The 14,929-nt window shown below is 59.4% G+C and carries 12 protein-coding genes; 10 read left to right on the forward strand and 2 right to left on the reverse strand.

Annotated elements, in window-relative coordinates:
* The first annotated feature begins 114 nt into the window (after positions 1-114).
* The 10 genes from prsT to AC097W_RS19020 all read left to right on the forward strand — a co-directional run bounded on the left by prsT (position 115) and on the right by AC097W_RS19020 (position 11,995).
* Entirely contained in the window at positions 115-2,979 is a 2,865-nt protein-coding gene (gene prsT, locus AC097W_RS18975; RefSeq protein WP_479604199.1) for an XrtA/PEP-CTERM system TPR-repeat protein PrsT, read from the forward strand.
* Between the two features lie 171 nt (positions 2,980-3,150).
* A complete protein-coding gene (gene xdp1, locus AC097W_RS18980; protein WP_479604200.1) occupies positions 3,151-4,038 on the forward strand; it encodes an exosortase-dependent surface protein XDP1 in 888 nt (295 codons plus the stop codon).
* Positions 4,039-4,189: 151 nt separating this feature from the next.
* Positions 4,190-5,263, forward strand: coding sequence for a dTDP-glucose 4,6-dehydratase (gene rfbB / locus AC097W_RS18985; RefSeq protein WP_479604201.1), 1,074 nt, complete (start codon positions 4,190-4,192; stop codon positions 5,261-5,263).
* Complete coding sequence (rfbD, locus tag AC097W_RS18990) at positions 5,260-6,171, forward strand: dTDP-4-dehydrorhamnose reductase (protein ID WP_479604202.1); 912 nt, start codon at positions 5,260-5,262, stop codon at positions 6,169-6,171. Before rfbB ends, rfbD begins: the two co-directional genes overlap by 4 nt.
* Positions 6,168-7,061, forward strand: coding sequence for a glucose-1-phosphate thymidylyltransferase RfbA (gene rfbA, locus AC097W_RS18995; protein WP_479604203.1), 894 nt, complete (start codon positions 6,168-6,170; stop codon positions 7,059-7,061). Before rfbD ends, rfbA begins: the two co-directional genes overlap by 4 nt.
* Entirely contained in the window at positions 7,061-7,603 is a 543-nt protein-coding gene (gene rfbC, locus AC097W_RS19000) for a dTDP-4-dehydrorhamnose 3,5-epimerase (RefSeq protein WP_479604204.1), read from the forward strand. Before rfbA ends, rfbC begins: the two co-directional genes overlap by 1 nt.
* A 74-nt stretch (positions 7,604-7,677) precedes the next feature.
* The gene (gene galE, locus AC097W_RS19005; protein WP_479604205.1) at positions 7,678-8,697 is read left to right on the forward strand and encodes a UDP-glucose 4-epimerase GalE; all 1,020 of its coding nucleotides are present in this window, start codon (positions 7,678-7,680) and stop codon (positions 8,695-8,697) included.
* A gap of 18 nt (positions 8,698-8,715) precedes the next feature.
* A complete protein-coding gene (locus AC097W_RS19010; protein ID WP_479604206.1) occupies positions 8,716-9,819 on the forward strand; it encodes a nucleotidyltransferase family protein in 1,104 nt (367 codons plus the stop codon).
* 37 nt (positions 9,820-9,856) lie between these two features.
* Entirely contained in the window at positions 9,857-11,326 is a 1,470-nt protein-coding gene (locus AC097W_RS19015) for a mannose-1-phosphate guanylyltransferase/mannose-6-phosphate isomerase (protein ID WP_479604207.1), read from the forward strand.
* A 60-nt stretch (positions 11,327-11,386) separates the two neighbouring features.
* On the forward strand, positions 11,387-11,995 hold the full coding sequence (locus AC097W_RS19020) for a hypothetical protein (protein ID WP_479604208.1): 609 nt from the start codon (positions 11,387-11,389) through the stop codon (positions 11,993-11,995).
* Between the two features lie 9 nt (positions 11,996-12,004).
* On the opposite strand, the gene AC097W_RS19025 is transcribed toward AC097W_RS19020, so the two are convergent.
* Entirely contained in the window at positions 12,005-12,427 is a 423-nt protein-coding gene (locus AC097W_RS19025; RefSeq protein ID WP_479604209.1) for a phospholipase A, read from the reverse strand.
* A gap of 300 nt (positions 12,428-12,727) precedes the next feature.
* Positions 12,728-14,854 carry an ATP-dependent helicase gene (locus tag AC097W_RS19030; protein ID WP_479604295.1) on the reverse strand — a complete coding sequence of 709 codons (2,127 nt, stop codon included), beginning with the start codon at positions 14,852-14,854 and terminating at the stop codon, positions 12,728-12,730.
* Positions 14,855-14,929 lie beyond the last annotated feature (75 nt).

The following is a 14,929-nucleotide window of genomic DNA, read 5'->3' on the forward strand; positions in this document are numbered from 1 at the left end:
CTTGGGTCACAACGCATTACAGCCAGAGTGTAATGCGTTGACGTTGCCTGAGGTGCATCTGCAAATCGGGTGTCATGCGATACCATCATCCTGGTTAATTCTGATTGATGAAAAATGGCCAAATTTAAATTGTTGGATGCGCTTGGCAATTCTCGGAACCGGCTTGTCAACCTCACGGGTTTGCGCAATAGCGCTGTTGGTGCGTTGTTGGGTGTCTTGTGTGTATCTGTTTCACTGGAGGCGCGGGCTGCCGATAGCAAAGCTTCCCGGTTCTACGAAGATGCTTTGGTGCGGTACGAGAAAAAGGACATCCCCGGCGCCATCATTCAGCTCAAAAACGCATTGCAGGTCGATAAAACCTTGTTGCCGGTGCAAGTGCTGCTGGGCAAGGCGCTTATGCAAAACGGGGAAGTCGCGGCTGCTGAAGTGGCCATGCTGGAGGCCTTGCGTCTGGGTGTGAACCGGGCTGAGATCGTTATTCCCCTTGGTCAAGCCTACTTGGCGCAAGGTAAACACTTGCCTATGCTCGAACAATCCACGTTCAACCCCGCCGGACTGCCGCCAGCTACCCAGCTGCAATTGCAGTTGCTCAGAGCCGCCGCCTTTGCTGACCTGGGCAGGTCCCGCGAAGCCATGAAGGCAATAGAAGAGGCGCGAAGTATTGACAGCCGGTCTGCCGATGTCTGGCTGGCTGAGGTTTCGGTTCGCATTCGAGCCCGCCAATTCAAAGAGGCGATGGAGGCAGCCGACAAGGCCATACTCTTGACGCCTGACTCGCCCGAGGGTTGGTATCAAAAGGGATCCATTCAGCACGTTCGGGGTGATATGACTGCGGCATTGCAGTCCTATGACCGTGTACTGCAATCCCAGCCGGAGAATATTGAGGCGAGGGTGTCTCGCGCCGGTATTTACCTGGATCTGGGTCGGTATGCTGACGCAGGCAAAGACGTTTCAGAGCTGCAGCGACTGTCGCCTGAAGACCCTCGCGGGGCCTATATGAAAGCATTATTGGCTGAACGGGAGGGCGACACCGCCACTGCCAATGCTGCACTCAAGGATGTGACTGATTTGCTGGACCCCGTACCCATTGACTTTATTCGTTACCGTCCGCAGTTGCTGATGCTCAATGGCTTGGCCCATTACAGTTTGAACCAGCGCGAAAAAGCCAAACAGTACCTGGAGGCGTTTCAGAAGGTCCAGCCCAACAGCCCTGCCACCAAACTGCTCGCTCGCATTTACATGGCTGAGGGCAATCCCGCTACAGCAGTTATCTTGCTGGAGGGCTACCTTCGGGCCCAGCCGGGTGATGGTCAGGCGCTGACTCAATTGGCCTCGGCACAGATGTCCTTGGGCCGTCCTGCCAAGGCTACTGCGCTGATGCAAGACGCACTCAAGACCCAGGATAACCCGGCGTTTCGCACGGTGCTGGGCCTAAGTCTGGTGGGCGCAGGCCAATCCGCCAGCGGTCTTGCTGAACTGGAAATGGCTTACAAGAACGACCCGCGACAAACGCAGGCCGCTACCGCGCTGGTTCAAATGTATCTGCGTAGTGGACAGTCCCGAAAGGCTATTCCGGTTGTCGAGGCGCTGGTGAAAATTCAGCCTACCAATCCTGGCTATCACAACATGCTGGGCATGGCACAGGGCCAGTCGGGCAATGCAGCCGCTGCACGCACCTCATTTGAAAAAGCCATTCAACTCAATGGTTCCCTTGTGTCACCCAAACTCAACCTGTCTAGGCTGGAGATCGCCACCAAGGCTTATGACACTGCGTCAGTTCGGCTCAACGATATTCTGAAAGCTGACCCACGCAACAGCGAGGCGGCCTTTGAGCTGGCCGTCATTGCCGACCGGAAAGGCCAGCAAGCCGAGGCCCAGCGCTGGATTGAAAAAGCCCGAGACATCGCCGGACCTCAGGACCTTCGCTGGGGCCTGGCCTTGGTAGACTTTCACTTGCGCTATGGTCATCCGGCGGCGGCACTGGAGGCGGCCAAGACCGTCTATGCGAAGGCGCCAGAAGATTTGGCGACTTTGATGGCCTATAGCCGCGCCCAGCTAGCCAATGGCGATGCTGCTGCTGCCAAGACGACCTTGGGTGCGGCAACTCGGTTTGCCGATTACAACGCGCCGCGGCAGGTTGAAATTGCCAACCTTCAGCTTGCAGCCAGCAATCCGGCTGGTGCCGCATACAGCCTGGAGAAGGCGCTTTCCAGCAGTCCCGACTATTTGCCCGCCCAAGCCCTGATGACGGCCGTGGACTTGCGCACAGGCAATGTCGCCAAGGCAGACAAGCGTGCGCTTGGCATCGTCACCCTCAACCCCAAACGGGCGGTTGGATTCAGCCTGCAAGGCGATATAGCCATGGTCAAGGGCCAAACTGGTTCTGCAGTCGACGCTTACCGGAGGGCCCACCGCGCAGAGCCTTCCAGCAGCACACTTTTGCAGCTATTCCGGGCACTTTCCTCGTCGGAGGGTGAAAAGACAGGCCAGCAATTGATAGAAGGCTGGCTCAAAGTCAATACACAGGACAACGCTGCTCGCAAGGCGCTGGCCGATAGTTATGCGCGCGCCGGAAATTTCAGTGCAGCCCGTCTTACCTACGATGCGGCGTTAAAAATCAATCCCGATGACGCGGAAGCTTTGAATAATTTGGCCAATGTACAGTTACGCCTGAAAGATCCAGGCGCCGTCAAAACAGCAGAACTTGCGCTTGGCAAGGCGCCGGGTAACCCGTTGCTCATTGATACGCTGGGTTGGGCGCTATTGCAAAACGGCCAGCCGGACCGTGCGGTTCAGGTGCTGCGGGATGCGCGCCTGCGCGAGCCAGGCAACCCGGAGATTCGCTACCACTTGGCCGTGGCACTTGCGCAAACGGGGCGTAAGGTGGAGGCGAAGGAAGAGTTGGAAGTGGCCTTGAAGGGCGGGCGCAATTTTGAGTCTGCGGCCGAAGCGGAGAAACTTTTGCGATTGGTTCGCTAATGCAGCAGTTGAAAGGTGTCAGCTTTTTTTACAGCGCTGAGTGATATGGGAGACGTGCTTGGGACAAGTCATTGAATCGTAAAGAATTTTTAGTTTGGCTCGATAATTGCATTCCATGTCAAGAATCAGATTAGATTGCTGGCTACGCGACAGGATCAAGGGGTTTAGACCATGCTTACTATCAAAAATTTTTCATTTCAAATCACCAGACTGATGGTGGCCTTGGCTTTCGTTGCGTCGGTTCCGGCTGTGTTTGCGGCGGCGACATGGACACAAAATCTGCAGCAGGACTGCCAGATGAATGCAACAAGCCAGGCTTGCGCTGGCATTCCTTCCGTTACGGTCAGTGGCTGGACCACCGGAACGGGTTCCAAGGCTTCCCCCACTACAGGGACCACGTTCGCGGCTGCGACGGTTTACAACTGGGGGACGGGTTTGGGCGTCGTCTCTGGCAATGAAAACTCATCAGCCACCGGACCACATGCAATAGATAATGGTTACGGGATTGAAGCATTGATGCTCAATTTCACGTCCGGGCCTGTCAATCTTTCAAGTCTCGCGATAGGTTGGAACGGTACCGACAATCCCTGTATCAGTGCCAACAACGGAACGGGTAGCTGTGCTTTCTCGGCCACCGGGGGGAGGGTCAATTACAACGATTCGGATCTCTCCGTATTGGCTTGGGCTGGTGCTGCGGGCACAAAGCCTACGATGGCAGGTTCTGGTTTGCTTTCCGCTGGTTGGAGCTTGGTTGGTAACTACGCTAACGTAGGTGCTTCCAATGGTACGACTGCAGGCGGAACAGCGACCATCAACGCCGCGAGTACCTATTCCAGCTACTGGCTGATCAGCGCATACAGCGTCGCCTACGGAACGGGGACTAATTTGGGTGGGGGTAACGATTCTTTCAAAGTCCTGTCTGTCAGTGGTAACACTTGCAGTGGTACTTTGACTGGCACAACATGCAACAAAACGCCGGAGCCAGGTTCCTTGGCGCTTTTGGGAGCCGCTCTGGTGGGTTTCGTTGCCACGCGTCGCCGCAAGCAAACCACCCTCTGATTCAGAACTGCCTCCTGTAAAAAGCACTGGTCTCCGGTGCTTTTTTTTGTGCTCAACCATTTGACTCCAGGTTTCACCCAAGTGCCGCAGTGGTCCTGTCGCTGTCGCTTTTATCGTGGACAATTCAGAACCAAGTTCCAGGGGCGAAAAAATGACGATTCTCATCACCGGCGGCGCCGGTTTCATCGGCAGCAATTTCTGTCTGGACTGGCTCGACCAGTCGGACGAAACGGTGGTCAATCTTGATAAGCTCACCTACGCAGGCAATCTGCAAAATCTCGCCTCTTTGGCGGACGACGCGCGGCATGTGTTTGTGCATGGTGATTTTGGCGATGCGGCGCTGGTCGCTGACCTGCTGACGCGCTACCAGCCGCGCGCGGTGTTGAACTTTGCTGCTGAATCGCATGTGGACCGGTCCATTCATGGGCCCGCGGACTTCATCTACACCAATATTGTTGGCACTTTCAATCTGCTTGAAAACGTTCGAGCTTATTGGGGCGGCTTGCCAGCGGAGGCCAAGGTGGCGTTCCGGTTTTTGCATGTTTCTACCGATGAGGTGTATGGATCCCTCGCAAACGGCGAAGCGGCCTTCACCGAGACCCATCGGTACGAGCCCAATAGTCCGTACAGCGCCAGCAAGGCTGCCAGCGACCATCTGGTGCGCGCCTACCACCACACCTATGGTTTGCCAGTGCTCACTACCAATTGCAGTAACAACTATGGACCGTTCCACTTTCCCGAGAAGCTGATTCCGCTGATGATCGTCAATGCACAGGCCGGCAAGCCCCTGCCAGTGTATGGCGATGGCCAGCAGATTCGCGACTGGCTCTACGTCAAAGATCACTGTAGTGCTATCCGCCGTGTGCTCGAGGCCGGCAGGCTGGGGGAGGTCTACAACGTGGGCGGCTGGAACGAGAAGCCCAACCTGGATATCGTGCATACCGTCTGCGCCCTGCTGGACGAACTCAAACCCCGTGCAGACGGAAAGCCCTACCAGGAACAAATTACCTACGTAACCGACCGCCCGGGCCATGACCGTCGATACGCCATTGACGCCCGCAAGATTGAGCAGGAGTTGCGCTGGAAGCCCGCCGAAACCTTTGAGACCGGCATTCGCAAAACGGTGCAGTGGTATCTGGACAACCCCGACTGGGTCGCCAACGTGCTCAGTGGCGGCTATCGGGAATGGGTCGCGAAGCAATACGGCGAAGGAGCCCAGCCATGAAGATTCTGCTGTTCGGTCGGGGCGGCCAGGTGGGCTGGGAGCTGCAGCGTTCTTTGAGCGTGCTGGGCGAGGTGGTGGCACTGGACTTTGATGCCACCCAGAATCCTCAGCAGTTGTGTGGTGACTTCAGCAATTTGGCTGGTTTGGCCGAGACCATTCGCGTGGTGAGGCCCGATGTGATCGTGAACGCCGCCGCCCACACTGCGGTGGACAAGGCCGAGAGCGAGCCCGGGTTGGCCCGCACCCTGAATGCACTGGCGCCAGCCGTGTTGGCAGCCGAATCGCAGGCTCTGGGTTCCTGGCTGGTCCACTACTCCACCGACTACGTGTTTGACGGCAGTGGCACCCAGCCCTGGCGCGAGGCGGACGCCACTGGGCCCTTGAGTGTGTATGGCCAGACCAAGCTCGAAGGCGAAACAGCGGTTGCCACCTGCCACCGCCACCTCATTTTTCGAACCAGTTGGGTGTATGCCGCACGCGGAGGCAACTTTGCCAAAACCATGTTGCGTCTGGCCAAAGACCGCGAGGCGCTGACCGTGATTGCCGACCAGTTTGGCGCGCCCACGTCGGCCGAACTGCTGGCCGACGTCACCGCCCATGCCCTGCGTGCGGCGCTGCAAAAACCCGAGCTGGCGGGCTTGTACCACTGCGTGGCATCGGGCGAAACCAGCTGGCATGGTTACGCCAGTTACGTGCTGGCCCAAGCCCAGGCGCTGGGTTGGCAACTCAAGGCCACTGCTGACAAGGTGGCGCCCATTGCGACCTCCAGTTACCCCACGCCTGCGCAGCGTCCGCTCAATTCGCGGCTCGACACCACTCGGCTGCAGGCTGTTTTTCAACTCACACTGCCGCACTGGCAGCTTCAGGTGCAGCGCATGCTGCAAGAAATTTCCGGGGAAAACACATGACCACAACCCAAGCCCGCAAAGGCATCATCCTTGCTGGTGGCTCTGGCACGCGCCTGTACCCCGCCACGCAGGTGGTCAGCAAGCAGCTGCTGCCCATCTACGACAAGCCCATGATCTATTACCCGCTGAGCGTTCTGCTCTTGGCGGGCATTCGCGAGGTGCTGATCATTTCCACCCCGCAAGACACGCCGCGCTTTGAGCAGTTGCTCGGCGACGGAAGCCAGTGGGGCTTGCAGCTCAGCTACGCAGTGCAACCCTCACCCGATGGACTGGCGCAGGCCTTTTTGATCGGCGAAAGGTTTCTGAATGGCGCCCCCAGCGCCCTGGTTCTGGGCGACAACATCTTCTATGGCCACGACTTTGCAGGCCTGCTCAGCAGCGCCAATGCCCAGACGCAGGGCGCCACGGTGTTTGCCTATGCGGTACAAGACCCGGAACGCTACGGTGTGGTCGAATTCAATGAACAGGGCCGTGCCATCAGCCTGGAAGAAAAGCCCAAGGCACCCAAGTCACGGTACGCCGTGACGGGCTTGTATTTTTATGACACCCAGGTCGTAGCGCTCGCCAAACAGGTCAAGCCGTCTGCCCGCGGCGAGCTGGAAATAACCGACCTGAACCGCCTCTACCTGGAGCAGGGCACGCTGGATGTGCAAACCATGGGCCGCGGCTATGCGTGGCTGGACACCGGCACCCACGAGTCCATGCTGGAAGCAAGCCAGTTCATCTACACCATTGAAAACCGCCAGGGTCTCAAAGTGGCCGCTCCCGAAGAGATCGCCTGGCGCTCGGGGTGGATCACAGACGCGCAGCTGGAGAAGCTGGCTGCGCCGCTGGCCAAGTCGGGCTACGGCCAGTATTTGCAACGCCTGTTGAAAGAGACGGTGTATTGATGAAGGTAACGCCGTGCGCCATCGCCGATGTGCTGCTGATTGAACCCAGGGTGTTTGGTGATGCACGGGGTTTCTTTTTTGAGAGCTTTAACCAGCGCGCTTTTGCACAGGCCACTGGGCTGGATGTGAATTTTGTGCAGGACAACCACTCCAAATCCGCCAAGGGTGTGCTGCGTGGCTTGCACTACCAGGTGATCCATCCGCAAGGCAAGCTGGTGCGGGTGGTGGCCGGCGAGGTGTTTGACGTGGCCGTCGATATTCGCCCGGATTCGCCTACATTTGGCCGGTGGGTGGGTGAAATGCTGTCAGCCGATAATAATCGCCAGCTATGGATTCCGCCCGGTTTGGCGCACGGATTTTTGGTGTTGTCCGACAGCGCAGAGTTCTTGTACAAAACGACGGACTATTACGCTCCCGAGCATGAGCGTTGCCTTGCCTGGAATGACCCCGCCGTTGCAATCGCGTGGCCTGATCTTGGCAGTCCGCCACAACTCTCGGCCAAAGACGCGGCTGGAGCCGCACTCGCCAGTTGCCTGAATTAGCCGTTTAAGCTGCCCACTTTGGCAAACGGGTTTTGGCTTGGTAATGTTATTCACCCTACTCACGAAAGCAGCAATTGACGATTTTTATCACCGGCGGCGCGGGCTACATTGGCTCCCACACCTGCGTTGAGTTGTTGAACGCGGGGCAGCAGGTGGCCGTGTTTGACAACTTCTCCAACAGCCAGCCTGAAGCGCTGGCGCGGGTGGAGCGCATTACCGGCAAGCGGCCTGCGCTGTATCAGGGCGATATACGGGATCGTGCCGCTCTGGCAGCGGCACTGCGCGACAGCGGCGCCACGGCCGTTATCCATTTCGCGGGTCTCAAGGCGGTGGGTGAGTCGGTGCAAAACCCGCTGGCTTACTATGACAACAATGTGGTGGGCACCGTTCGCCTGCTGGAGGCGATGGGCGAGTGTGGGGTCAAGACGCTGGTGTTCAGCTCATCAGCAACCGTGTACGGTGACCCGCAGCGTTTGCCGTTGATGGAAGACCATCCCCTGTCCACCACCAACCCCTACGGGCAGACCAAGCTGGTGATTGAAGAGATGCTGCGCGACCTGCACCGCAGTGATGCCAGTTGGCGTATCAGCATCCTGCGCTATTTCAATCCGGTGGGAGCCCACCGCAGTGGCCTGATTGGAGAGGACCCACAGGGAATCCCGAACAACCTGTTGCCTTTTGTCGCGCAGGTGGCGGTGGGGCGGCGCGCATTTCTCAATGTCTGGGGTAACGACTACGCCACACCCGACGGAACCGGTGTGCGTGATTACATCCATGTGGTGGACCTCGCAATGGGCCACCTGAAAGCGCTGGAGCGGCTGGAGAATCACGCCGAATGCCGGGCCATTAATCTCGGCACCGGTGTGGGCTACAGCGTGCTGGATATGGTGCGGGCATTCGAAAAAGCCAGTGGGCGACCCGTGCCTTACGAAATTGCACCCCGACGTGAGGGTGATATCGCTTCCTGTTATGCCGATCCCGGGACGGCGCAAGCCCTTCTGTGCTGGAGCGCACAGAGCGGACTGGATGCCATGTGCGAGGATGCGTGGCGCTGGCAACGCAACAACCCCAACGGGTATGCGGCAACAAAATAATGAAGAAGGGGGCAAAGTATGGCTAAGGGGATGATTCTTGCAGCGGGGCAGGGCACACGGGTGCGTCCGCTGACCAAATACCTGCCCAAACCCATGGTGCCCATTCTGGGCAAGCCGGTAATGGAGTACCTGATCGAGCACATGGCCCGTCATGGCATTACCGAGATCATGGTCAACGTCGCCTACCACCACCTCAAAATTGAGCAGTACTTTGGTGATGGTCACCGCTGGGGGGTGCAGATTGGCTATTCCTACGAGGGAGCGCGTGAGCATGGCGAAGTGGTCCCCAAGCCCCAGGGATCGGCTGGGGGCATGCGCCGCATCCAGGATTTCAGTGGTTTCTTTGACGAAACGACGCTGGTCCTGTGCGGTGACGCGCTGATTGACCTGGACATCGGGGCCGCCCTCTACGAGCACAAGACAAAAGGCGCCATTGCCAGCGTGGTGGCGCTGGACGTGCCCCTCAAGGACGTCGAAAGTTACGGCATTGTGGTGGCCGATCCGGAGGGGCGTATCAAGTCGTTTCAGGAAAAGCCCAAGCCTGAAGAGGCCAAATCCACGCTTGCCAGCACCGGCATCTACATTTTTGAGCCAGAAGTTCTAGATCTCGTGCCGTCCGGGCAGGTGTACGACATTGGCTCGCAGCTGTTTCCCGAGCTGGTGGCGCAAAAGCTTCCTTTCTATGCCCAAAACCGCTTTTTCAACTGGATTGATATCGGGCGGGTGAGCGACTATTGGTCGGTGCTGCAGCGGGTGCTGCGCGGCGAGATTGCCGAGATGACCATGCCGGGACGTGAAGTGCGGCCTGGTGTGTGGGTGGGGCTCAATACCTGCGTGGCATGGGACGAGGTCGAGATTCAAGGCCCGGTGTACATCGGCTCGAGCGTCAAGATCGAACCGGGCGCGAGCATTGTGGGGCCTTGCTGGATTGGCCATGGCAGCGTGATTCGTGCCGGGGCGACGGTGACCCGCAGCGTCTTGCTGGAGTACACCCGCATTGCGGCTGGCATGCACTTCAAGGAAATGATCATCTCCCCCGAATACTGCGTCAACCGGGCAGGCGAAACCCTGTACCGCGGCGATGAGACCGTGCAACTGCGCTGGGGCGACGCCCGCGCCTGACTTGCCCGCAGAACCCGAAACCGTAAACCCGACTTCCATGAAAATTCAACCCGTTGTTTTGTCCGGTGGCTCCGGCACCCGCTTGTGGCCCCTCTCGCGTGAAAAATACCCCAAACAGTTGCTGGCACTGGTGGGCGAGGATTCGCTGCTGCAAGCCACCGTGCGCCGCGCTGATGGCATTCCTGGCATCACGCTGGCCGAGCCCATGGTGGTGTGCAACGAGGAATACCGCTTTGTGATTGCCGAGCAACTGCGCCTGATGGGCCGTAGTGGCGTCATTGTGCTCGAACCTTTAGGCCGGAATACGGCTCCAGCCCTCACGCTGGCTGCGCTAGCTGCTATTAAAAAAGAAGCAGACGCCGCCGATGTGGTTTTGCTCGTGATGCCCGCTGACCATGTGATTCTGGACAACACCGCCTTCCAGAACGCCGTACGCCAGGGTGCTGCGCTGGCAGAGCACGGTGCGGTGGTGACGTTCGGCATTACACCGGATGCCCCCGAGACCGGCTATGGCTACATCCAGTCGGGAGACGCCTATGAAGCGGCGGGTGATGCATCTGCTTCAGGAGCCCGGCGCATCGCCCGCTTTGTGGAAAAGCCCGACCAGTCCACTGCGCAGACCTATCTGGATGCCGGAACCTACCTGTGGAACAGCGGCATCTTCATGGTGCGCGCCTCCGTCTGGCTGGCTGCCATTCAAGCCTGCCGGCCCGACATTTCGGCAACCTGCCAGACCGCGTGGGAGCAAGGCAAGACCGATGGCGAGTTCGTGCGGGTGGGCAAGGACGCATTTGCCCAGTGCCCTAGTGATTCGATCGACTATGCGGTGATGGAGCGCCTGGCATCTGCCACCGGGCCTTCCACCTTGCCCGTGGGTGTGGTGATCCCGCTGAGCGCGGGCTGGTCAGACGTGGGTTCGTGGGACGCGTTGTGGCAGGTGCTGCCCAAAGACGCTTGTGGCAACGTGGCACAAGGCGATGTGCTGCTACAGGACTGCGCCAACACGCTGGCCTTGTCAGAAGGCCGGCTGATTGCGTGCGTGGGCGTGAGCGACCTGATCGTGGTGGAAACTGCCGATGCCATTCTGGTAGCGCACAAAGACAAGACGCAGGACGTCAAGAAAATTGTCGACCGCCTCAAGGCGCAAACGCGTCCCGAGGGCAGCATCCACCGCAAGGTGTTCCGCCCCTGGGGCTGGTACGACGGAGTGGATGCGGGCGAGCGCTTTCAGGTCAAGCGCATTGTGGTCAAGCCGCAGGGCATTTTGTCGCTGCAGATGCACCACCATCGCGCCGAGCACTGGATTGTGGTGAGTGGCACCGCCAAAGTCACCCGGGGCGACGAGACTTTTCTGGTCTCCGAGAACGAATCCACCTTCATTCCGTTAGGCACAACGCACCGGCTGGAAAACCCAGGGCGCGTGCCACTGGAGATGATTGAGGTGCAGTCGGGCTCCTACCTGGGTGAGGACGATATCGTTCGGTTTGAGGATGTGTACGGCCGTTAATTCGGTCGCAATGTTGTATGGGCTGCGGTAATATCCGCTCAGATTAACCAGGGTTTCTACATGTTCAGTGGTTTTTTTGGCAAAGGCGACAAAACTGCCAAACCGCCGTCCAAGGATGCGGTGAGTACCCGCGGGCTGGAGGTTATTGAGGACGACCCTAACACCGGCTGGGACCTATGGGAAAAGGCGGTGGCGGAACAGGACTCCCGGTATTCAGGACTGGAGTTTGGCGCTGAGCTGCGAGCCGAGCCTGAAGCCCAGCCTGAATCTGTTTCGGGATCGTTGCCCGTGCTGGCCATGCATGTGGAGTCTGACTCTGGGGCGGTTGGTGATTTCAATGAGCCCACGCAGCCGATGCCGCTTGAGGAAAAACCGGCCGCGCAGCGCCTGGATGACTCGCTGCGGATCATCGAGCGGCACCACAAACGCATAGCCAACACCATACGCGACTTGTGGGGTTACAAGGAGTGCAGCAAGTACGTGAACAAGCTCATCATGAGTGGTGGCGATGGCATGGGCCAGGCGCGCGTCGGCTTCAACCAGGAAGCGGTTGCGGCCATGCTGGTGTTGACGGATCTGCACGACGAGGAATTTGGACCGGTTGAGGAAACGACCGGCTTTGGCTTCTCCGATTCAACCATGGGCACCGGGTGGGACGGCTTGCGCTGATTGCGCGGCCTACCAGTCCAGCAGGGTCAGTCCCACGCTGAGAACAGTGCGCTTGCGGTTGTAGTCCAGCAACGTATCCCCGTAGCCGCTGAATACTTCTGTGTGAAGCCGCAGACCGCTGCGCTCATCGGCATTGGCCGACCGCCCTGGTGTACCCAGCTGGTGCAACCATCCCAGGCGAACAGAGCCGTTGGCGTTGGCCTGCAGGGAATGGCGCACGACCAATGACAAGGCATTCCCGGTATCGATGTTCCAGGTGGTCGCCAGTTCAGCGCGCCCCACCAGATCAGAAATCTCGGGGTTGTCATCGGTGGCTGCGTCCTCGGGCATGCGCTGCCAGATGCTGGCGTTCACCACCCACTGGCTGCCAAATTCCAGCCCGGCCTTGGCAATCACCCGATTCCAGCTGCGCGACAGATCGTTGTTGAACAACTGCCAGTACGACTGCTGGCTGTAGGCGAACCACAGTGAATCCAGACGGTTGGGGTCGTCGCCGTGTGCCCCGCGGTGAGGGAATTCGGGGCGGTATTGACGCTGTCAGAGCCGATGACCGAGAGGCTCAGGGGCTTGTCGATCCGCAGGCCAAATGTGCCGCAGTCGCTGGCAGGCTCCAGCTCCCAGAATCGAGACAAAGGCGAGAGTTGCGGGCTCTTGCAGTCAATTTTGGCGTTAGCCCCCGTGGATATTACGCAAGCAGCTATAAAAAATATAGCAAATGGGTGTGTTGGACTCTCATCGGCTGAGCGCAGCCGCAGCAGCGGAGGCCAGCGCCTTTTGGGCGAATTCCGCGCGCAGGGCCTTGAGCTTTTCGCGCGGGTCTTCCTTGATCGTCTCTTTGTCCAGCGCCATCTCCGCAATGAAGCGGCTGGGCAGTGCGGCAACCATTTCCCGGCCCTTCTTGCGCCGGCGCGTCCAGCTCACCGCCAGGCTGCGCTGGGCACGGGTGATGCCCACATACATCAGGCGGCGTTCTTCCTGCAGTCGCACCGCCATGTCTTCATTGACCGATTCGTGGGCTTTCTCGGAGCCACCCGCCGACTCAGCGCCGTCGTTGAGCTTGAACGGCAGCATGCCCTCATTCACGCCGACCAGAATCACATGCGGCCACTCCAGCCCCTTGGCTGCGTGCAGGGTTGAGAGGGTAACCACGTCCTGGTCTTTCTCGCGTTCGCTGATGGTGGAGAGCAGGGCAATGGTTTGCGCCACTTCCAGCAGGGTCTTGATTTCCCGGGTGGTGGTCGCACCGGCCGTGTCGTCCAGCTGGCCGCCGCAGCGCAGGGCCATCCAGTCGCAAAATTCCATCACGTTGTTCCACTTGGCAGAGGCTACTTTTTCGCTGTCCTCACCGTCGTACAGGTGCTTCTCATACCCGATGTCCTTGAGCCAATCGGTCATGAACGTGCGTGCGGCTTCCGCGCCCGAGGTGTTGCGGGCACGGTATTCCAGGTCATTCACATAGCGGCCAAACTCGTGCAGGCTGCCCACTGCCTTGGCCGCGAGCACGGAGGGCAACGAATTGGAGAACAGCGCCTCGAACAGGCTGAGCTTGTACTGGCTGGCAAACACCCCCAGTGTGCCCAGCGTCTGGTGCCCAATGCCGCGCTTGGGTGTGGTGACGGTACGCAAAAACGCCGGGTCGTCGTCGCTATTGGCCCACAGGCGGAACCAGGCACACAGGTCGCGAATTTCCGCCCGGTCAAAAAAGCCCTGACCGCCTGACACCTTGTACGGAATGCCCGCCTTGCGCAGCGCCTTCTCGAATGGCTTGGCCTGGTGATTGGCGCGGTACAGCACGGCAAAGTCGCGAAACTCCTTGAACTGCTTGCCCGCCTGCGCCAGCAGGCCCTCGGCCCGCAGGCTCTGGATGCGGGCCACCGCGCGCTCGGCCTCGTGCTCTTCGTTGTCGGCGTCCACCACGCGCACGGGTTCGCCTTCACCCAGATCGCTCCACAGGTTTTTGGGGTAAAGCTTGGGGTTGGGGCCAATCACGTTGTTGGCGGCCCGCAGGATGGCGCTGGTGGAGCGGTAGTTTTGCTCCAGCGTGATGACTTTGAGCTGGGGGAACTCAATGGGCAGCTTTTTCAGATTGTCCAACGTGGCACCGCGCCAGCCGTAGATGGACTGGTCATCGTCGCCCACGGCGGTAAAGCGGGCTTCGCCGGGCGGGTTGCCGCCCACCAGCAGTTTGAGCACTTCGTACTGGGTGGCATTGGTGTCCTGGTATTCGTCCACCAGCACATGGCCCATCATTCCCTGCCACTTGTGGCGCACATGCTCATAGTCGCGCAGCAGTTTGAGTGGCAGGCTGATCAGGTCGTCAAAGTCCACGCTCTGGTAGGCGGTGAGGCGCTCCTCGTAGCGTGCCATCACGGTGGCGGAGATGCGGGCGTTGTCGTCCTCGGCCAGGGCCAGCGCCTGTGCCGCGTTCAGCCCGGCGCTTTTCCAGCCGCTGATAGTCCACTGCCACTGGCGGGCGGTGGCGGCATCGGTGCTGCCACCGGCGTCTTTGAGGATGCTGGTGACATCGTCACTGTCCAGGATGCTGAACTGGGGCTTGAGCCCCAGCGCAGCGCCGTCCAGCCGCAGCATGCGCACGCCCAGTGCATGAAACGTGCACACCACTACGTCCTTGGCAGGCTTGCCAATCAGCCCCTTGGCGCGTTCACGCATCTCGGCGGCGGCTTTGTTGGTAAACGTGATGGCGGCAATGCGCTGCGGTGGCATGCCGCTCTCGATGAGCCGTCCGATCTTGTGGGTGATCACGCGGGTCTTGCCCGAACCGGCGCCCGCCAGCACCAGACAGGGGCCGTGCAGGTAGTTGACGGCTTCCTGTTGGGCCGGATTCAGGCCGTGACCCATGGGGGATGCGGCAGTGGGGGATGGAGGGAGGGACATTCAGACGGGTTCAGCAAACAAGCGCGCCATCTTACCGGG

It is taken from the genome of Rhodoferax sp. GT1R46, assembly GCF_056521285.1.